Origin of the sequence: Kribbella sp. NPDC051936 (assembly GCF_040680955.1) — a bacterium.
In the GTDB taxonomy this organism is placed as follows: Bacteria; Actinomycetota; Actinomycetes; order Propionibacteriales; family Kribbellaceae; genus Kribbella.
The window spans coordinates 443,349-461,811 of sequence record NZ_JBFAXS010000006.1 but is presented as its reverse complement, the minus strand read 5'-3'; the positions used below and the strand labels follow the sequence as shown (position 1 = coordinate 461,811).

Sequence of the window (18,463 nt, the reverse complement as noted above, 5' to 3'; positions counted from 1 at the left end):
TTCTTCGCGGTCGCCTTCTTGGCCGGCTTGTCGGCGGCGGCCTCGGCCGGCTTGTCGGCGGACTTCTTGGCCGCCTTCTTCGCCGGGGCCTTCTTGGCCGTGTCCGCCGTGTCAGCGGTCTTCTTGGCAGCGGCCTTCTTGGCCGGCGCCTTCGGAGCCGCCTCCTCGGTGACCCGCGGCTCGACCACGACGGTGATGTGGCTGGTCCGCTTGTCGATCCGGGTGGCCCGGCCCTGGGCGCGCGGGCGGTGACGCTTCAGCGTCGGTCCCTCGTCGACCAGGATCTTGGACACGATCAGATCGGCCCGGCTCAGGTGCTCGGTGCCCTCGGCGTTCGCCGCGGCGCTGTCGACGACCTTGTACACGGTCGCGGCAGCGGCCTGCGGGGCGAACTTCAGAGTGGCGAGTGCGTCGTCGACGCCGGCACCGCGCACCAGATCGGCCACGCGGCGCGCCTTCATCGGCGTCACGCGGACGAAGCGCGCGACCGCGAAGGCCCCGGGCTGCTCGCCCAGCAGGCTCTCGCGACGGGCGCTGATCGCCCTACGCTCTTGAACGCTCATGATGTTCGAATCTCTCCGTAGGTTGCTTTCGCTTCGTCACTGATCCCCAGGGGGTCAGCGACGCCGTGACTTCCGGTCGTCCTTCTCGTGACCCTTGAACGTCCGGGTCGGGGCGAACTCGCCGAGCTTGTGCCCGACCATCGAGTCCGTCACGAACACCGGCACGTGCTTGCGGCCGTCGTGCACCGCAATCGTGTGGCCGATCATGTCCGGCACGATCATCGATCGGCGGGACCAGGTCTTGATGACGTTCTTGGTGCCCTTCTCGTTCTGCACCTCCACCTTCTTGGCCAGGTGGTGGTCGACGAACGGGCCCTTCTTCAGGCTGCGTGGCATTTGGCCGGCTCCCTATCAGCGCTTCTTGCCGGCCTTGCGGCGCCGGACGATCATGCGGTCGCTTTCCTTGCGGGTGCGGGTCCGGCCTTCCGGCTGACCCCACGGGGACACCGGGTGGCGACCACCCGAGGTCTTACCCTCACCACCACCGTGCGGGTGGTCGACCGGGTTCATCGCGACACCGCGGACGGTCGGGCGCTTGCCCTTCCAGCGCATCCGGCCCGCCTTGCCCCAGTTGATGTTCGACTGCTCGCCGTTGCCGACCTCACCGAGGGTGGCGCGGCAGCGCACGTCGACCATCCGAACCTCGCCGGACGGCATCCGCAGGGTGGCCATCCGGCCTTCCTTCGCGACCAGCTGAATGCTGGCACCGGCCGAGCGGCCCATCTTCGCGCCACCGCCGGGACGCAGCTCGACGGCGTGCACCGTGGAGCCGACCGGGATGTTGCGCAGCGGCAGGTTGTTGCCGATCTTGATGTCCGCGGCCGCGCCGTTCTCGACGATCGTGCCCTGACGCAGGTTGGACGGGGCGAGGATGTAGCGCTTCTCGCCGTCCACGTAGTGCAGCAGCGCGATCCGGGCGGTCCGGTTCGGGTCGTACTCGATGTGCGCGACCTTGGCCGGCACGCCGTCCTTGTCGTACCGCTTGAAGTCGATCAGCCGGTACGCCCGCTTGTGGCCGCCACCGTGGTGCCGGGTGGTGATCTTGCCGGAGTTGTTCCGGCCGCCCTTCTTCGGCAGCGGACGCAGCAGCGACTTCTCGGGGGTCGAACGGGTGAGCTCGACGAAGTCGGCCACGCTCGAGCCACGGCGGCCCGGCGTCGTCGGCTTGTACTTGCGGATTCCCATTACGACTGGCCTCCGAAGATATCGATGCGGTCGTCACCCTTGAGGGTCACGATCGCCCGCTTGGTGTCGGGGCGCTTACCGAAACCGGACCGGGTCCGGCGGCGCTTGCCCTTGCGGTTCAGGGTGTTGACGTCGCTGACCTTGACCTTGAACACCTTCTCGACCGCGAGCTTGATCTCGGTCTTGTTGGCGTCCGGGGCGACCTCGAACGTGTACTTCTGCTCGTCCAGCAGGCCGTAGCTCTTCTCGCTCACGACCGGCCGGAGCAGCACGTCGCGGGGGTCCTTGTTGACTCCGTGGCTCATGCTTCTACCTCCTCGGCCTCAGTCGACGTGGCGACGGCCTTGACGGACTTGCCCTTGGGCGCGCCGGCGACGAAGGAGTCGAGGGCGCTCTTGGTGAACACCACCGCGTCGCTGCACAGCACGTCGTATGCGTTCAGCTGGTCGGCCGCGATCAGGTGCACGTGCTGCACGTTGCGCAGGCTCAGCCAGGTGAGCTCGTCGGCGCGGTCGACGACGACCAGCGCCTTACCCGGCTCGGTCACCTCGCCGAGCACCTTCAGCGCCGACTTGGTGGAAGGCTTGTCGCCGTCCACGAAGCTCTCGACCACGAACACCTTGCCGTCGCGGGCCCGGTCCGACAGCGAGCCGCGGAGAGCGGCGGCGATCATCTTCTTCGGGGTCCGCTGGCTGTAGTCACGCGGCACCGGGCCGTGGACGACGCCACCGCCGGTGAACTGCGGCGCGCGGGTCGAACCCTGCCGGGCGCGACCGGTGCCCTTCTGGCGGTACGGCTTGGCGCCACCGCCGGACACCTCGCCCCGGGTCTTCGCCTTGTGCGTGCCCTGACGGGCCGCGGCCAGCTGGGCCACCACGACCTGGTGGATCAGCGGCACGTTGACCTGGACGTCGAACAGCTCGGCCGGAAGCTCGGCGGAGCCCTTCTTGCTGACCTTGTCGCCCTTCACGACGACGACGTCGACGGTGCTCACTTCGCAGCTCCCTTCGCGGCGTTGCGGATCAGCACGAGGCCGCCCTTGGGGCCGGGAACGGCACCCTTGAGCAGGATCAGGCCGCGCTCGACGTCGACCGCGTGGACCGACACGTTCTGCGTGGTGACCTGCTCGGCGCCCATCCGGCCCGCCATCCGCAGGCCCTTGAAGACCCGGCCCGGGGTGGCGCAGCCGCCGATGGAACCCGGCGAGCGGTGCTTCTTGTGCACACCGTGGGTGGCGCGCAGACCGTGGAAGCCGTGCCGCTTCATCACACCGGCGAAGCCCTTGCCCTTGCTGGTCGCGGAAACGTCGACGCGCTCGCCGGCCTCGAAGGCCTCGGCCTTGATCTCCTGGCCCAGCGTGTACTCGCTGGCGTCGGCGGTGCGCAGCTCCAGCAGGTGGCGCCGCGGCGTCACGCCGGCCTTGTCGAAGTGACCGCGCATCGGCTTGGTGACCTTGCGCGGGTCGATGTCGCCGAAGGCGATCTGGACGCCGTCGTACCCGTGGCTGGCCGAGGTACGCACCTCGGTCACGACGCAGGGGCCGGCCTGGACCACGGTGACGGGGACGACGCGGTTGTTCTCGTCCCAGGTCTGGGTCATGCCGAGCTTGGTGCCCAGCAGACCGCGCGTGTTCTTTAGCTTGCTCATTGGTTGTTCGTGTCCCTCAGAGCTTGATCTCGATGTCGACACCGGCCGGCAGGTCGAGACGCATCAGCGAGTCGACGGTCTTCGGCGTGGGGTCGATGATGTCGATGAGCCGCTTGTGGGTGCGCATCTCGAAGTGCTCGCGGCTGTCCTTGTACTTGTGCGGCGAGCGGATGACGCAGAACACGTTCTTTTCCGTCGGCAACGGCACCGGGCCAGCAACCTTCGCACCAGTACGCGTCACCGTGTCGACAATCTTGCGTGCCGAGCTGTCGATGACCTCGTGGTCGTAGGCCTTCAGCCGGATGCGGATCTTCTGTCCCGCCATCGCTTCGCTTCGTCCTTCTCTATCGTCTTCGCCTTCGTCGCTCCGACCCCCGCGGTCGGGTGTGTCGCGCTCGCAGCACGCGCGTGACTCACCGCTTCTTCGACCCTGGGAGGAGATCGGGGCCCGGTCTCGGACCGGAACCTCGGCATGGTCTCCGGTCCGGCGCACCAGCCCGATCAAGAAGATCTGGGGCGCGCCCCGGCGGCCTCGCCTGAGCAACCTGAATATTGTGCCAGAGATCGGCGCCGGAACGCCAATCGGGTGGCTTTGCGCCTGATCCGGTACCACCTGAGCGCCGGATCAGGCACAAAGCAGAGGTCCGCGGGGGCTCAGGTTCGAGCCCTCGCGGACCTCATGAGATCACTTGACGATCTTGGTGACCCGGCCGGCGCCGACGGTGCGGCCACCTTCACGGATCGCGAACTTCAGACCGTCCTCCATGGCGATCGGCTGGATCAGCTCGACCGTCATGTCGGTGTTGTCGCCCGGCATGACCATCTCGGTGCCCTCGGGCAGCGTGACGACACCGGTGACGTCGGTGGTACGGAAGTAGAACTGCGGGCGGTAGTTCTGGAAGAACGGCGTGTGACGGCCGCCCTCCTCCTTCGACAGGATGTAGACCGACGCCTCGAAGTTCGTGTGCGGGGTCGTGGTGCCCGGCTTGATGACGACCATGCCGCGCTCGACGTCCTCGCGCTTGGTGCCACGAAGCAGCAGACCGACGTTCTCACCGGCCTGGCCCTCGTCGAGCAGCTTGCGGAACATCTCGATACCGGTGACCGTGGTGGTCTGCTTCTCCGGACGGATGCCGACGATGTCGACGGTCTCGTTGACCTTGATGACACCGCGCTCGATCCGGCCGGTGATGACCGTACCGCGACCCGTGATGGTGAAGACGTCCTCCACCGGCATCAGGAACGGCTTGTCGATCTCGCGCTCCGGCTGCGGGATGTACTCGTCGACGGCGTTCATCAGCTCGATGATCGACTCGCCCCACTTGGCGTCGCCCTGCAGCGCCGGGTGCGCGGCAACCCGCACGATCGGCGCGTTGTCGCCGTCGAACTCCTGCTCCGAGAGCAGCTCGCGGACCTCGAGCTCGACGAGCTCCAGGATCTCCTCGTCGTCGACCATGTCGCACTTGTTCAGGGCGACGACCATCGCCGGCACGCCGACCTGACGGGCGAGCAGCACGTGCTCACGCGTCTGCGGCATCGGGCCGTCGGTGGCGGCGACGACCAGGATCGCGCCGTCCATCTGAGCCGCACCGGTGATCATGTTCTTGATGTAGTCCGCGTGCCCCGGGCAGTCGACGTGGGCGTAGTGCCGGGCCTCGGTCTGGTACTCGACGTGCGCGATCGAGATGGTGATACCGCGCTGGCGCTCTTCCGGCGCCTTGTCGATCTGATCGAACGCCGACGCCTCGTTCAGGTCCGGGTACTTGTCGTGCAGCACCTTGGTGATCGCCGCGGTAAGAGTGGTCTTACCGTGGTCGATGTGACCGATGGTGCCGATGTTGACGTGCGGCTTAGTCCGCTCGAACTTCGCCTTCGCCACTGGGGCCCTCCTAGATAAATTGACTACGCCGTACGCCGACGCGCTTGGGGTGTGGTGGTCAGGAGCGAGAGACTACTCGCCCCGGGCCTTCTTGATGATCTCTTCCGCCACGTTCTTCGGAACCTCGGCGTAGGAATCGAACTGCATCGAGTAGGACGCGCGGCCCTGGGTCTTCGACCGCAGGTCACCGACATACCCGAACATCTCCGACAGCGGCACCAGGGCCTTGACGACCCGGCTGCCACCGGGGCCCTCGTCCATCGACTGGATCTGGCCACGGCGGGAGTTGAGGTCGCCGATCACTTCACCCATGTAGTCCTCGGGGGTGGTGACCTCGACCGCGAACATCGGCTCCAGGATGACCGGATTCGCCCGGCGGGCGGCATCCTTGAAGGCCATCGAACCAGCGATCTTGAACGCGAGCTCGGAGGAGTCGACGTCGTGGTACGCGCCGTCCTGCAGCGTCACCTTGACGTCCACCATCGGGTAGCCGGCCAGTACGCCGAACTCCATCGCCTCCTGGGCGCCCTCGTCCACCGACGGGATGTACTCCCGGGGGATGCGGCCACCGGTGACGGCGTTGACGAACTCGTAGCCACCCTCGCCGCCGGCCTCGACCGACGTCGGCTCGATGTCGATGATCACGCGCGCGAACTGACCCGAACCACCGGTCTGCTTCTTGTGCGTGTAGTCGACCTTCTCGACCTTCTTCTTGATGGTCTCGCGGTAGGCGACCTGCGGCTTGCCGACGTTGGCCTCGACGCGGAACTCGCGCTTCATCCGGTCGACCAGCACCTCGAGGTGCAGCTCGCCCATACCGGCGATGATCGTCTGGCCGGTGTCCTCGTCGGTGCGGACCTGGAAGGTCGGGTCCTCCTCGGCGAGCCGCTGGATCGCGACGCCCAGCTTCTCCTGGTCGGCCTTCGACTTCGGCTCGATGGCGACCGAGATGACCGGGGCCGGGAACTGCATCGACTCCAGCACGACCGGGTTCGACGGGTCGGCCAGCGTCTCACCGGTGGTGGTGTCCTTCAGACCCATCACGGCGACGATGTGGCCGGCGCCGATCGACGCGATCTCCTCACGCTTGTTCGCGTGCATCCGGTAGATCTTGCCGATCCGCTCCTTGCGGCCCTTGGTCGGGTTCAGCACCTGGGTGCCGGTCTCGAGCTTGCCCGAGTACACCCGGATGAAGGTCAGCTTGCCCAGGTGCGGGTCCGCGGCGATCTTGAACGCCAGGGCCGAGAACGGCTCGCTGTCGTCCGGCTTGCGCAGCACGACCTGGTCGGAGTCCTTGACGTCGTGGCCCTCGATGGCCGGGACGTCGATCGGGCTCGGCAGGTAGGCGTTGACCGCGTCGAGCAGCGGCTGGACGCCCTTGTTCTTGAACGCGGTACCGGTCAGCACCGGGGTGAGCTTGCTCGCCAGGGTCGCGCGACGGATGGCCGCCACGAGCTGCTCCTGGGTCGGCTCCTCGCCCTCGAGGTACTGCTCCATGACCTCGTCGTCGGCCTCGGCCAGCGTCTCGATCAGCTTGTCGCGCCACTCGGCGGCCAGCTCGGTGTGGCTGGCCGGGATCTCCTCGACCGTGTAGTCCTCACCGATCTTGGTCTCGCCACGCCAGGTCAGCGCGCGCATACCCACCAGGTCGACGACGCCGATGAAGTCGGCCTCGGCCCCGATCGGCAGCTGCATGACCAGCGGTACCGCGGCCAGGCGGTCCTTGATCATGTCGACGCAGCGCATGAACTCGGCGCCGGTGCGGTCCAGCTTGTTCACGAAGCAGATGCGGGGTACGCCGTACCGGTCCGCCTGACGCCAGACGGTCTCGGACTGCGGCTCCACACCGGCCACACCGTCGAACACCGCGACCGCGCCGTCGAGCACGCGCAGCGAACGCTCCACCTCGACGGTGAAGTCGACGTGGCCCGGGGTGTCGATGATGTTGATGGTGTGGTCTTTCCAGGTGCAGGTCGTCGCGGCGGACGTGATCGTGATGCCGCGCTCCTGCTCCTGCTCCATCCAGTCCATCGTGGCGGCGCCCTCGTGGACCTCACCGATCTTGTAGGTGATACCGGTGTAGAAGAGGATCCGCTCGGTCGTCGTCGTCTTGCCGGCGTCGATGTGGGCCATGATCCCGATGTTGCGGACCTTGGCCAGGTCGGTGGTGATTTGTACGGCCACCTCGGTGGTCTACCTCTCGATTCTGTACTGCGTCAAAGGGGTGAACGCTGGGGTCCGGATCGGACCCCGGATCACCAGCGGTAGTGGGCGAAAGCCTTGTTGGCTTCGGCCATCTTGTGCGTGTCCTCGCGGCGCTTCACCGACGCACCGAGACCGTTGGAGGCGTCCAGGATCTCGTTCATCAGCCGCTCGGACATGGTCTTCTCGCGACGGGCGCGGGAGTACGTCGTCAGCCAGCGCAGCGCCAGCGTGGTGGACCGACCGGGCTTGACCTCGATCGGCACCTGGTAGGTGGCACCACCGACGCGGCGGCTCTTCACCTCGATGCTCGGCTTCACGTTGTCCAGCGCACGCTTGAGCGTGATCACCGGGTCGGTGCCGGTCTTGGTGCGAGTGCCCTCGAGCGCGCTGTACACGATGCTCTGCGCGATCTGCTTCTTGCCGTCGACCAGGATCTTGGAGATCAACTGGGTGACGAGCGGCGAACTGTAGACCGGGTCGATGATGACCGGGCGCTTCGGGGCGGGGCCCTTGCGCGGCATTAGCTCTTCTCCTTCTTCGCGCCGTACAGGCTGCGAGCCTGCTTCCGGTTCTTCACACCCTGGGTGTCGAGCGAACCGCGGATGATCTTGTACCGGACACCCGGGAGGTCCTTCACACGACCGCCACGGACGAGCACGATCGAGTGCTCCTGCAGGTTGTGGCCGACGCCGGGGATGTAGGCGGTGACCTCGATGCCGCTGGTCAGGCGGACACGCGCAACCTTGCGAAGCGCCGAGTTCGGCTTCTTCGGCGTGGTCGTGTAGACGCGCGTGCACACACCACGACGCTGAGGGGAACCCTTCAGGGCCGGCGTCTTGTTCTTGGACACCTTGTCCTGGCGGCCCTTGCGGACCAGCTGCTGAATGGTGGGCACCGCGTAGCTCTTTCTGTCGTCCGGCTGGGTTTGTTGCTTTTACCTGACCCCCGCGGTCGGGTGTGTCGCGTGCGCACGAGCAGACCGAAGCCGTAATCTTCCAGACTGTCGGCAGGAGTCCCGTGCCACGCGGCCCGACCCGTTGGACGAGGGGCACGCATGACGGCCCAGGAAAGACCCCGGGCACGATCGTTAAGACTAGCGGGTGCCCCTAGCACGGTCAAAATGAGTAATCGACCACGGTAGAGAGCCTTCCGCCCTTCCAGTGTACAAGGCTTACGGAGTGGCTCTCCCGGCCAGGAAATCAGTGGCCGCCGTCGGGTCTCCGGTGACCGTCAGGACGGTCGGCGGCAAGCGCTTCCACAGGCACAGGCCGAGGTCCGCGGCGGTGCCTGAGAGGACTGCCTCGCCGACCGCCTTCGCATGCTCCACCCGCGGCGCAATCCCTTGTGACACAGGCGTCAGCGTCCATTCGTCACCCGTGTCGACGGCCCGGACGCCGATCTGCCGGGTGACCGCCGGCGCGAATCCGCGGGCCAGCATCCGGGGCAGGAACACCTCGAACACCTCGTCCACTCCGTCGGCCGCGATGGCCGGCCGGACGACGTCCGGCCGCGCCCCGGGCTGCTCGCCCGTCGCCGCCTCGGCCTGGAGCAGGTCCACGAGGTGGACAGCCGTCTCATGCAGGCGCCGGCGGGCCCAGAAGCCGGCCCGCTGGTCGACCGGGGCGAAGTTCCAGCAGGGCTCGTCCGGATCGACCGCCCGGAGCGCTGCCGCCAGGGCCGCGCTCGTCCCGGCGTACCAGTCGGCCCAGGAGATCGTCGTACGGAGCACCTCCGGCACCTTCTGGGCGGTGCCGGACAGCAGGATCGACGCGGCCCAGCGCTGCCCCGACCCCAGATGCAGGGCCAGGTCGGCGACCGTCCAGCCGGGGCAGGCCGGGACCGCCGCCTCCGGGTCGACCCGTTCGAGGGCGGCCGCGAACTCCGCGGCCACCCGCTCGAACTCGGTCAGATGGTCGATCGGCTGGTCAGACACGGAACTCGACGTCGGTGATCAACCCGTCGACGACCCGGTACAGGGCCAGCTGCGGGGTGGATCCGCCGTCCTCGTAGCTGACGACGTGCTCCACCACCCACTCCCCCAGCGACAGCCGCTGGACGACCTCGGTCTTGCACTCGCCGGCGTCGAAGCGCGGCCGGTAGAACTCGCGCAGGAACCGGCGGCCCTTCAGTTCGGAGCCGTCCGCGCGCAGGATCCGGGCGGTCGGCGAGTACATGGCCAGGAAGGCCTCGAGATCGTGGGCGGCGTACGCGGCGTGCTCACGGGCGATCACCCGCGCGGCCGGGGTGTCGGCCGTGATGGCCGCGACCGTCGCGAAGCCCAGATCGGCCAACGGGGCCTGGGCTGCCACCGGCGCGGGCGTGACAGGTGCAGGTGTGACAGGGGCAGGCGAGACAGGCGTAGTGACGACGGGGGCCGGCTGAGTAGCGGGTTCAGCCGGGGCCGACGGCGTCTTCACCGCGACGGCTGCCTTGGCGGCGGACGTCGTACGGCGGGTGGAGGTGGTCTTCTTCTTGGTCGGAGGCGGGACGAGGAGCTTGGTGTCGTCGCCGGGTTCCTCGCCGAGGTGGGCGATCGCCCAGTCCAGGGCCTTGGTGACGGCGGCGCGTGATTCTTCGGTGTGGTCGAGCATGTCGAACCCGTGGTGCCCTTTCGGTACGTCGATGATGTCCAGCGCGGCGCCGCCCGCGGAGACGAACTCCGCAACCGGACCGGCGAGCTCCTCACGCTCGAGTCCGGCTCTTGTCAGCAGCACCGGCAGATCCTTGTGTTTTCCGATCACTTCAGCGGCGGTTACCAGGTCGTCGACACCGGGCGGGGTGGCGAGCAAGGGGTACGTCAGGGCGACGAAACGCAGCCAGTCGGGGCGGCTGTCCAGCCACTCCCCGGCGAGCAGGCCGGCGCCCGAGAAGAACCACAGGCCGACCCGATCGGGATCGACGCGTGGATCGGAACGCAGTACGCCGACCGCAGCCTCCACCTCGTCCGCGGCCGTGACCAGTCGGTCCAGGCCGTGAATCAGGCTGTGGTCGACCACCGCCGACACCAGGCCACGCCTGGCGGCAGCGGTTGCATAACCCTTGTAGACCGGCCAGTCCCGAGGCATCACCTCGAGGTTCGCCGGTCCGGGTCCCCCGTGCACGAAGAGAATTGCGCCGCCTCGGGCGGTACCGGGCGGGCGGTACAGGTCGATCTCCCCCAGGCGATCGACACGTACGTCAGAACCTTCCAGAACCCCCAAGACGAAAGGCCGCAGGTAGGCCGGCAGATCCGTCATGGACCAATCTTGGCGCATCCCGCCCACACTTTCAGCCGCCACCCCGAGTGTCTTTCCCACCCCGCCCCGTACTGGCCCCGTACTGGCCCTGTACTGGCCCTGTACTGGGCCGTAAACGCCGCGAGGGCGGCACCTCCCGGCAGGGGAAGTGCCGCCCTCGGCGGTGTGACTGCGCTCAGTTCTGGTAGGAACCGAGGTCGAAGTCGTCGAGCGGGACCGACTGACCGCTGGACGGGCCGAAGTCGTAGTCGTACGACTCGTAGCCGACCATCGAGTACATCGCGGCCTTCGCCTCCTCGGTGGGCTCCACCCGGATGTTGCGGTAACGGTCCATGCCGGTACCCGCCGGGATCAGCTTTCCGATGATGACGTTCTCCTTCAGACCGACCAGCGAGTCGGACTTGCCGTGGATCGCGGCCTCGGTCAGGACGCGGGTCGTCTCCTGGAAGGAGGCGGCCGACAGCCACGACTCGGTGGCCAGCGAGGCCTTGGTGATACCCATCAGCACCGGACGGCCCGAGGCCGGCGTACCGCCCTCGGCCACCACGCGGCGGTTCTCCGCCTCGAAGGTGACGCGGTCCGCGAGCTCGCCCGGCAGCAGCTGGGCGTCGCCCGACTCGATCACCGTGACCCGGCGCAGCATCTGCCGGACGATGATCTCGATGTGCTTGTCGTGGATGGCCACACCCTGCGACCGGTACACCTCCTGGACCTCGTCCACCAGGTGCTCCTGCGCCTTGCGGACACCCAGGATCCGCAGAACCTCCTGCGGGTCCGGCGTACCCTGCGTCAGCTGCTGGCCGACCTCGACGTGCTGGCCCTCCTCGATCAGCAGGCGACCGCGCTTGGAGACCGGGTAGGCGACCTCCTCGGACCCGTCGTCCGGCGTCAGCACCAGCTTCCGGGTCTTGTCGGTGTCCTCGATCGAGATCCGGCCCGCGGCCTCCGAGATCGGCGCCTTGCCCTTGGGCTGACGCGCCTCGAAGAGCTCGACGACACGCGGCAGACCGTGGGTGATGTCATCACCCGCGACACCGCCGGTGTGGAAGGTCCGCATCGTCAGCTGCGTACCCGGCTCACCGATGGACTGGGCCGCGATGATGCCGACCGCCTCGCCGATGTCGACCGGCTTGCCGGTCGCCAGCGAACGGCCGTAGCACTTCGCGCAGGTACCGGTCTTGGCGTCACAGGTGAGCACCGACCGGACCTTGACCTCTTCGAGGCCGGCCGCGACCAGCTTCGCGATCGACACGTCACCCAGGTCGGCGCCACCGGCGAGCACGACGTTGCCGTCGGCGTCCAGGGCATCGGTGGCCAGGGTCCGCGCGTACGCGCTGGTCTCCACGTTCTCGGCGTGCACGACCTTGCCGTCCGGGCCCTTCTCGCCGATCTGCTTCGGCAGGCCCCGCTCGGTCCCGCAGTCCTCCTCGCGGATGATGACGTCCTGCGACACGTCCACCAGACGCCGGGTCAGGTACCCCGAGTCGGCGGTCCGCAGCGCGGTGTCGGCCAGACCCTTCCGGGCACCGTGGGTAGCGATGAAGTACTCGACCACCGACAGGCCCTCACGGAAGTTGGACTTGATCGGCCGGGCGATGATCTCGCCCTTCGGGTTGGCCACCAGACCACGCATACCGGAGATCTGCCGGATCTGCATCATGTTGCCTCGGGCACCGGAGTGCACCATCATCCAGATCGGGTTGTCCTTGGCGAAGTTCTCCTCCATCGCCTTACCGACCTCGGCGTTGGCGCCGGTCCAGATCTCGATCAGCTCCTGACGCCGCTCGGACGAGGTGATCAGACCCCGCTCGAACTGCTTCTGGACCTTCTCGGCCTGGGACTCGTACCGGGCCATGATCTCGGGCTTCGACGGCGGCGTGCTGAAGTCGTCGATCGACACCGTGACACCCGAACGGGTGGACCAGTAGTAACCGAGGTCCTTCAGCGCGTCCAGCGCGTGCGCCACCTCGACCTTGGTGTACCGCTCGGCCAGGTCGTTGACGATCCCGCCGAGCTGCTTCTTGCCCACCTCGGTGTCGACGAACGGGTAGTCCGCCGGCAGCGCCTCGTTGAACAGCGCCCGGCCCAGCGTGGTCTCCAGCGAGAACCCGCCGTCCGGCAGCGCGGTCGCGTCGGCCGGAGCGGCCGACCCGTCCAGCCGGATGGTGATCTTGGCCTGCAGCGACAGCTCGTTGCGGTCGAAGGCCATCACGGCCTCGGCCACCGAGCTGAACGCCCGGCCCTCGCCCTTGGCGCCTTCCTTCAGCATGGTCAGGAAGTAGATGCCGATGATCATGTCCTGGGTCGGCATGGTGACGGGGCGACCGTCGGCCGGCTTCAGGATGTTGTTCGTCGACAGCATCAGGATCCGGGCCTCGGCCTGCGCCTCGGCCGACAGCGGCAGGTGCACCGCCATCTGGTCGCCGTCGAAGTCCGCGTTGAACGCGGAGCAGACGAGCGGGTGGATCTGGATCGCCTTGCCCTCGATCAGCTGCGGCTCGAACGCCTGGATGCCGAGCCGGTGCAGCGTAGGCGCACGGTTCAGCAGCACCGGGTGCTCGGTGATGACCTCTTCCAGCACGTCCCAGACCTGGGCGCGCTGGCGCTCCACCATCCGCTTGGCGGACTTGATGTTCTGCGCGTGGTTGAGGTCCACCAGCCGCTTCATCACGAACGGCTTGAACAGCTCCAGCGCCATCGCCTTCGGCAGACCGCACTGGTGCAGCTTCAGCTGCGGGCCGACCACGATGACCGAACGGCCGGAGTAGTCGACGCGCTTGCCGAGCAGGTTCTGACGGAAACGACCCTGCTTGCCCTTGAGCATGTCGGACAGCGACTTCAGCGGCCGGTTGCCCGGGCCGGTGACCGGACGGCCGCGGCGGCCGTTGTCGAACAGCGCGTCGACGGCCTCCTGCAGCATCCGCTTCTCGTTGTTGACGATGATCTCCGGCGCGCCCAGGTCGAGCAGTCGCTTGAGCCGGTTGTTCCGGTTGATCACGCGGCGGTACAGGTCGTTCAGGTCCGAGGTCGCGAACCGGCCACCGTCGAGCTGCACCATCGGGCGCAGGTCCGGCGGGATCACCGGGACGCAGTCCAGCACCATGCCCATCGGGCTGTTGTTCGTCGCCAGGAACGCGGTGACGACCTTGAGCCGCTTCAGGGCGCGGGTCTTGCGCTGCCCCTTACCGGTCTTGATCGTCTCGCGCAGGTTGTCCGCCTCGGCCTTCAGGTCGAAGGTCTCCAGCCGGCGCTGGATCGCGGCGGCGCCCATGGCGCCCTCGAAGTACTTGCCGAACCGCTCCTTCATGGCGCGGTAGAGGATCTCGTCGCCCTCCAGGTCCTGGACCTTCAGGTTCTTGAACCGGGTCCAGACCTCGTCGAGGCGGTCGATCTCGCGCTGCGCACGGTCGCGCAGCTGCTTGACCTCACGCTCGGCGCCTTCCTTGACCTTGCGGCGTACGTCGGCCTTGGCGCCCTCGTTCTCGAGCTGCGCCAGGTCCTCCTCGAGCTTCTTCATCCGCTGCTCGATGTCGTTGTCACGACGGTTCTCGAGCTGCTTGCGCTCCACGTCCACCCGGCCCTCGAGCGAGGTCAGGTCGCGGTGCCGGGCCTCGTCGTCGACGTCGGTGATCATGTACGCCGCGAAGTAGATGACCTTCTCCAGGTCCTTCGGGGCGAGGTCGAGCAGGTAGCCGAGCCGCGACGGGACACCCTTGAAGTACCAGATGTGGGTGACCGGCGCGGCCAGCTCGATGTGGCCCATCCGCTCACGGCGCACCTTGGAGCGGGTGACCTCGACGCCACACCGCTCGCAGATGATGCCCTTGAAGCGAACGCGCTTGTACTTGCCGCAGTAGCACTCCCAGTCCCGGGTGGGACCGAAGATCTTCTCGCAGAACAGACCGTCACGCTCGGGCTTGAGGGTCCGGTAGTTGATCGTCTCGGGCTTCTTGACCTCGCCGTGCGACCACTGGCGGATCTCATCCGCGGTCGCCAGGCCGATCCGAAGCTCGTCGAAGAAGTTCACGTCGAGCACGATGTGTTATCTCCTAGTAAAAACTGTGGTCTGAGTTGAGTTGACGTTGATCTCGAGCGGCAACCCGCTCAGACCTCCTCGACGCTGTTCGGCTCCCGCCGGGACAGGTCGATGCCCAGTTCCTCTGCCGCCCGGAAGACGTCCTCCTCGCTGTCGCGCATCTCGACCCGGCTTCCGTCGGACGAGAGCACCTCGACGTTGAGGCAGAGGGACTGCATTTCCTTGACCAGAACCTTGAACGACTCCGGGATACCCGGCTCCGGGATGTTCTCGCCCTTGACGATCGCCTCGTACACCTTGACCCGCCCGACGACGTCGTCGGACTTGATGGTCAGCAGCTCCTGCAGCGCGAAGGCGGCACCGTAGGCCTCCAGGGCCCACACCTCCATCTCGCCGAACCGCTGGCCGCCGAACTGGGCCTTACCGCCCAGCGGCTGCTGCGTGATCATCGAGTACGGACCGGTCGAGCGCGCGTGGATCTTGTCGTCGACCAGGTGGTGCAGCTTCAGCATGTACATGTAGCCGACACCGATCGGGTCCGGGAACGGCTCACCCGAACGGCCGTCGAACAGCTTCGCCTTGCCCTGCCCGTTGACCATCCGGACGCCGTCGCGGTTCGGCAGCGTCGAGGACAGCAGGCCGGTGACCTCTTCCTCGGTGGCGCCGTCGAAGACCGGGGTGGCGACGTTCGTCATCGGCTCGGCCGCACCGGCGCCGATCTTGATCAGCCGCTGCGCCCACTCCTCCTCGTTCTCCGGGTCGACCTCCCAGCCGCGGGAGGCGATCCAGCCGAGGTGGGTCTCCAGCACCTGGCCGACGTTCATCCGGCCGGGCACGCCCAGCGGGTTCAGGATCACGTCGACGTGGGTGCCGTCCTCGAGGAACGGCATGTCCTCGACCGGCAGGATCTTCGAGATGACGCCCTTGTTGCCGTGCCGGCCGGCCAGCTTGTCGCCGACCGAGATCTTCCGCTTCTGGGCGACGTACACCCGGACCAGCTGGTTGACGCCCGGCGGCAGCTCGTCGCCGTTGTCCCGGTCGAAGACCCGGACGCCGATGACGGTGCCCTCCTCGCCGTGCGGGACCTTCAGCGACGTGTCGCGGACCTCGCGCGCCTTCTCACCGAAGATCGCGCGCAGCAGCCGCTCCTCCGGCGTCAGCTCGGTCTCGCCCTTCGGGGTGACCTTGCCGACCAGGATGTCACCGGTGGTGACCTCGGCGCCGATCCGGATGATGCCGCGCTCGTCCAGGTCGGACAGCATCTCGTCGGAGACGTTTGGGATGTCCCGGGTGATCTCCTCCGGGCCCAGCTTGGTGTCGCGGGCGTCGACCTCGTGCTCCTCGATGTGGATCGAGGTCAGCAGGTCCTGCTGCACGACGCGCTGGCTGAGGATGATCGCGTCCTCGTAGTTGTAGCCCTCCCACGTCATGAACGCGACCAGCATGTTCCGGCCGAGGGCCATCTCGCCCTCGTCGGTGCAGGGACCGTCGGCCAGCGGGGTCCCGATCTCGACGCGCGCGCCGGCGTCGACCAGCGGGCGCTGGTTGATGCAGGTGCCCTGGTTCGAGCGGCGGAACTTCGCCATCCGGTAGGTCTGGTACGTGCCGTCGTCGGCGGCGACCTCGATCAGGTCGGCCGAGACCTCCTTGACCACACCGGCCTTGTCGGCCACGACCACGTCGCCGGCGTCGACCGCACCGCGGAACTCCATGCCGGTACCGACCAGCGGGGCGTCCGAGGTGATCAGCGGCACCGCCTGGCGCTGCATGTTCGAACCCATCAGCGCGCGGTTGGCGTCGTCGTGCTCGAGGAACGGGATCAGCGCGGTCGCCACCGACACCATCTGGCGCGGCGAGACGTCCATGTAGTCCACGTCCTCGACCGGGACCAGCTCGACCTCGCCGTGGCGGCGACGGACCAGCACGCGCTCCTCGGCGAACCGGTTCTCGTCGTTCAGCGCGGCGTTCGCCTGCGCGATGACGAAGCGGTCCTCCTCGTCGGCGGTCAGGTAGTCCACCTGGTCGGTGACCTGGCCGTCGACGACCTTGCGGTACGGCGTCTCGACGAAGCCGAACGCGTTCACCCGGCCGTACGACGCGAGCGAGCCGATCAGGCCGATGTTCGGGCCTTCCGGGGTCTCGATCGGGCACATCCGGCCGTAGTGCGACGGGTGCACGTCACGGACCTCGAAGCCGGCCCGCTCACGGCTCAGACCACCCGGGCCGAGCGCGTTCAGCCGGCGCTTGTGGGTCAGGCCCGCGACCGGGTTGGTCTGGTCCATGAACTGCGACAGCTGGGAGGTGCCGAAGAACTCCTTCAGCGCCGCCACCACCGGACGGATGTTGATCAGGGTCTGCGGCGTGATCGCCTCGACGTCCTGGGTCGTCATCCGCTCCCGGACCACGCGCTCCATCCGGGCCAGGCCGGTGCGCAGCTGGTTCTGGATCAGCTCGCCGACGGTGCGCAGGCGACGGTTGCCGAAGTGGTCGATGTCGTCCTCTTCGACCACGATCTCGCCGCGCGGGGCCGGCAGTTCGGTCTTGCCCTCGTGCAGGGCGACCAGGTACTTGATCGTGGCGACGATGTCGTCGACGGTCAGCACCGCCTGGTCGTGCGCCTCGTCCCGGCCGAGCTTCTTGTTGATCTTGTAGCGACCGACCTTGGCCAGGTCGTAGCGCTTGCCGTTGAAGTAGTAGTTCTCCAGCAGCGCCTGCGCGGCCTCGCGGGTCGGCGGCTCACCCGGACGCAGCTTGCGGTAGATGTCCAGCAGCGCGTCGTCCTGGCCGGAGGTGTGGTCCTTCTCCAGGGTCAGGCGGATCGACTCGTAGTCCCCGAACTCCTCGAGGATCTGCGCGTCGGTCCAGCCGAGCGCCTTCAGCAGGACCGTGACGTTCTGCTTGCGCTTGCGGTCGAGGCGGACGCCGACCATGTCGCGCTTGTCCACCTCGAACTCCAGCCACGCGCCGCGCGACGGGATGATCTTGGCGGTGAAGATGTCCTTGTCGGACGTCTTGTCCGGCGTGCGCTCGAAGTACACACCGGGCGAACGGACGAGCTGCGACACGACGACGCGCTCGGTGCCGTTGATCACGAACGTGCCCTTGCGGGTCATCAGCGGGAAGTCGCCCATGAACACGGTCTGGCTCTTGATCTCGCCGGTCTCGTTGTTCATGAACTCGGCCGTGACGAACAGCGGCGCGGAGTAGGTGACGTCCCGCTCCTTGCACTCGTCGACCGTGTTCTTCGGCGGCTCGAAACGGTGGTCGCGGAACGACAGCGACATGGTGCCGCTGAAGTCCTCGATCGGGGAGATCTCCTCGAAAATCTCTTCCAGGCCGCTGGGGCCGGACAGGTCCGACCGCCCCTCGGCCTCAGCGGCGGCCACCCGGGCCTGCCACGTTTCGTTACCGACCAGCCAGTCGAAACTGTCCACCTGCAGCGCAAGCAGATCCGGAACCTGGAGCGGCTCGGAGATCTTTGCGAAGGAGATGCGGCGGGGGCCGGTGACGTTGGAAATGCTGTCGGACTGGGGGTTGCGCGAGGCGACCAAGGGGCGTCCTTCCACGGGCTCGCAAAATCACATCGGTGCTGGGAGCGCACGCCAAGCCGCCCCAGTCAAGTCGGAGACCCGAGCAGAGGCGAGAGAAAGGCAGCGCAAAGCAATAGGCTACATGATCCAGGCAAGCCTGTCCAATGGGGTCCAACAGTTTG

14 protein-coding genes and 1 pseudogene are annotated in these 18,463 nt (G+C 67.4%); all 15 read right to left on the bottom strand.

Features of this window, described 5'->3' with window-relative positions:
* Positions 1 to 173: 173 nt before the first annotated feature.
* Positions 174 to 563: pseudogene (gene rplV, locus AB0L64_RS23330) on the bottom strand (50S ribosomal protein L22); the annotation flags it as partial.
* 54 nt (positions 564 to 617) lie between these two features.
* Entirely contained in the window at positions 618 to 899 is a 282-nt protein-coding gene (gene rpsS / locus AB0L64_RS23325) for a 30S ribosomal protein S19 (RefSeq protein WP_130384641.1), read from the bottom strand.
* Between the two features lie 15 nt (positions 900 to 914).
* Positions 915 to 1,748 carry a 50S ribosomal protein L2 gene (gene rplB, locus AB0L64_RS23320; RefSeq protein WP_363713124.1) on the bottom strand — a complete coding sequence of 278 codons (834 nt, stop codon included), beginning with the start codon at positions 1,746 to 1,748 and terminating at the stop codon, positions 915 to 917.
* Positions 1,748 to 2,053 (bottom strand): 50S ribosomal protein L23, encoded by a 306-nt coding sequence (gene rplW / locus AB0L64_RS23315; RefSeq protein ID WP_130384643.1) that lies wholly within the window; start codon positions 2,051 to 2,053, stop codon positions 1,748 to 1,750. Before rplW ends, rplB begins: the two co-directional genes overlap by 1 nt.
* Positions 2,050 to 2,742: a 50S ribosomal protein L4 gene (gene rplD, locus AB0L64_RS23310; protein ID WP_363713121.1), complete on the bottom strand. Its 693-nt coding sequence runs from the start codon at positions 2,740 to 2,742 to the stop codon at positions 2,050 to 2,052. The genes rplW and rplD overlap by 4 nt, the downstream gene beginning before the upstream one ends.
* Positions 2,739 to 3,395, bottom strand: coding sequence for a 50S ribosomal protein L3 (gene rplC / locus AB0L64_RS23305; RefSeq protein ID WP_355699448.1), 657 nt, complete (start codon positions 3,393 to 3,395; stop codon positions 2,739 to 2,741). Before rplC ends, rplD begins: the two co-directional genes overlap by 4 nt.
* Before the next feature lie 16 nt (positions 3,396 to 3,411).
* A complete protein-coding gene (gene rpsJ, locus AB0L64_RS23300) occupies positions 3,412 to 3,720 on the bottom strand; it encodes a 30S ribosomal protein S10 (RefSeq protein ID WP_012923688.1) in 309 nt (102 codons plus the stop codon).
* A 360-nt stretch (positions 3,721 to 4,080) separates the two neighbouring features.
* Positions 4,081 to 5,274, bottom strand: coding sequence for an elongation factor Tu (tuf, locus tag AB0L64_RS23295; protein ID WP_355482549.1), 1,194 nt, complete (start codon positions 5,272 to 5,274; stop codon positions 4,081 to 4,083).
* Positions 5,275 to 5,346: 72 nt separating this feature from the next.
* Positions 5,347 to 7,458 carry an elongation factor G gene (gene fusA, locus AB0L64_RS23290; protein WP_355699447.1) on the bottom strand — a complete coding sequence of 704 codons (2,112 nt, stop codon included), beginning with the start codon at positions 7,456 to 7,458 and terminating at the stop codon, positions 5,347 to 5,349.
* 71 nt (positions 7,459 to 7,529) lie between these two features.
* Positions 7,530 to 8,000 carry a 30S ribosomal protein S7 gene (rpsG, locus tag AB0L64_RS23285; RefSeq protein ID WP_131286359.1) on the bottom strand — a complete coding sequence of 157 codons (471 nt, stop codon included), beginning with the start codon at positions 7,998 to 8,000 and terminating at the stop codon, positions 7,530 to 7,532.
* Complete coding sequence (gene rpsL, locus AB0L64_RS23280) at positions 8,000 to 8,374, bottom strand: 30S ribosomal protein S12 (RefSeq protein WP_141854829.1); 375 nt, start codon at positions 8,372 to 8,374, stop codon at positions 8,000 to 8,002. Before rpsL ends, rpsG begins: the two co-directional genes overlap by 1 nt.
* Positions 8,375 to 8,650: 276 nt before the next feature.
* Entirely contained in the window at positions 8,651 to 9,412 is a 762-nt protein-coding gene (locus tag AB0L64_RS23275) for a maleylpyruvate isomerase N-terminal domain-containing protein (protein WP_363713117.1), read from the bottom strand.
* Positions 9,405 to 10,715 (bottom strand): nuclear transport factor 2 family protein, encoded by a 1,311-nt coding sequence (locus AB0L64_RS23270; protein WP_363713115.1) that lies wholly within the window; start codon positions 10,713 to 10,715, stop codon positions 9,405 to 9,407. The genes AB0L64_RS23275 and AB0L64_RS23270 overlap by 8 nt, the downstream gene beginning before the upstream one ends.
* A gap of 175 nt (positions 10,716 to 10,890) precedes the next feature.
* Positions 10,891 to 14,751 (bottom strand): DNA-directed RNA polymerase subunit beta', encoded by a 3,861-nt coding sequence (locus tag AB0L64_RS23265; protein WP_363713113.1) that lies wholly within the window; start codon positions 14,749 to 14,751, stop codon positions 10,891 to 10,893.
* Positions 14,752 to 14,819: 68 nt separating this feature from the next.
* Positions 14,820 to 18,302 carry a DNA-directed RNA polymerase subunit beta gene (gene rpoB / locus AB0L64_RS23260; protein ID WP_355482536.1) on the bottom strand — a complete coding sequence of 1,161 codons (3,483 nt, stop codon included), beginning with the start codon at positions 18,300 to 18,302 and terminating at the stop codon, positions 14,820 to 14,822.
* Positions 18,303 to 18,463 lie beyond the last annotated feature (161 nt).

Bases quoted from the DNA above. Each gene is read 5' to 3' on its own strand.
- rpsG (WP_131286359.1), bottom strand. From the start codon at position 8,000: ATGCCGCGCAAGGGCCCCGCCCCGAAGCGCCCGGTCATCATCGACCCG.
- rplB (WP_363713124.1), bottom strand. From the start codon at position 1,748: ATGGGAATCCGCAAGTACAAGCCGACGACGCCGGGCCGCCGTGGCTCG.
- AB0L64_RS23270 (WP_363713115.1), bottom strand. From the start codon at position 10,715: ATGACGGATCTGCCGGCCTACCTGCGGCCTTTCGTCTTGGGGGTTCTG.
- rplC (WP_355699448.1), bottom strand. From the start codon at position 3,395: ATGAGCAAGCTAAAGAACACGCGCGGTCTGCTGGGCACCAAGCTCGGC.
- rpsS (WP_130384641.1), bottom strand. From the start codon at position 899: ATGCCACGCAGCCTGAAGAAGGGCCCGTTCGTCGACCACCACCTGGCC.
- rplW (WP_130384643.1), bottom strand. From the start codon at position 2,053: ATGAGCCACGGAGTCAACAAGGACCCCCGCGACGTGCTGCTCCGGCCG.
- rpsJ (WP_012923688.1), bottom strand. From the start codon at position 3,720: ATGGCGGGACAGAAGATCCGCATCCGGCTGAAGGCCTACGACCACGAG.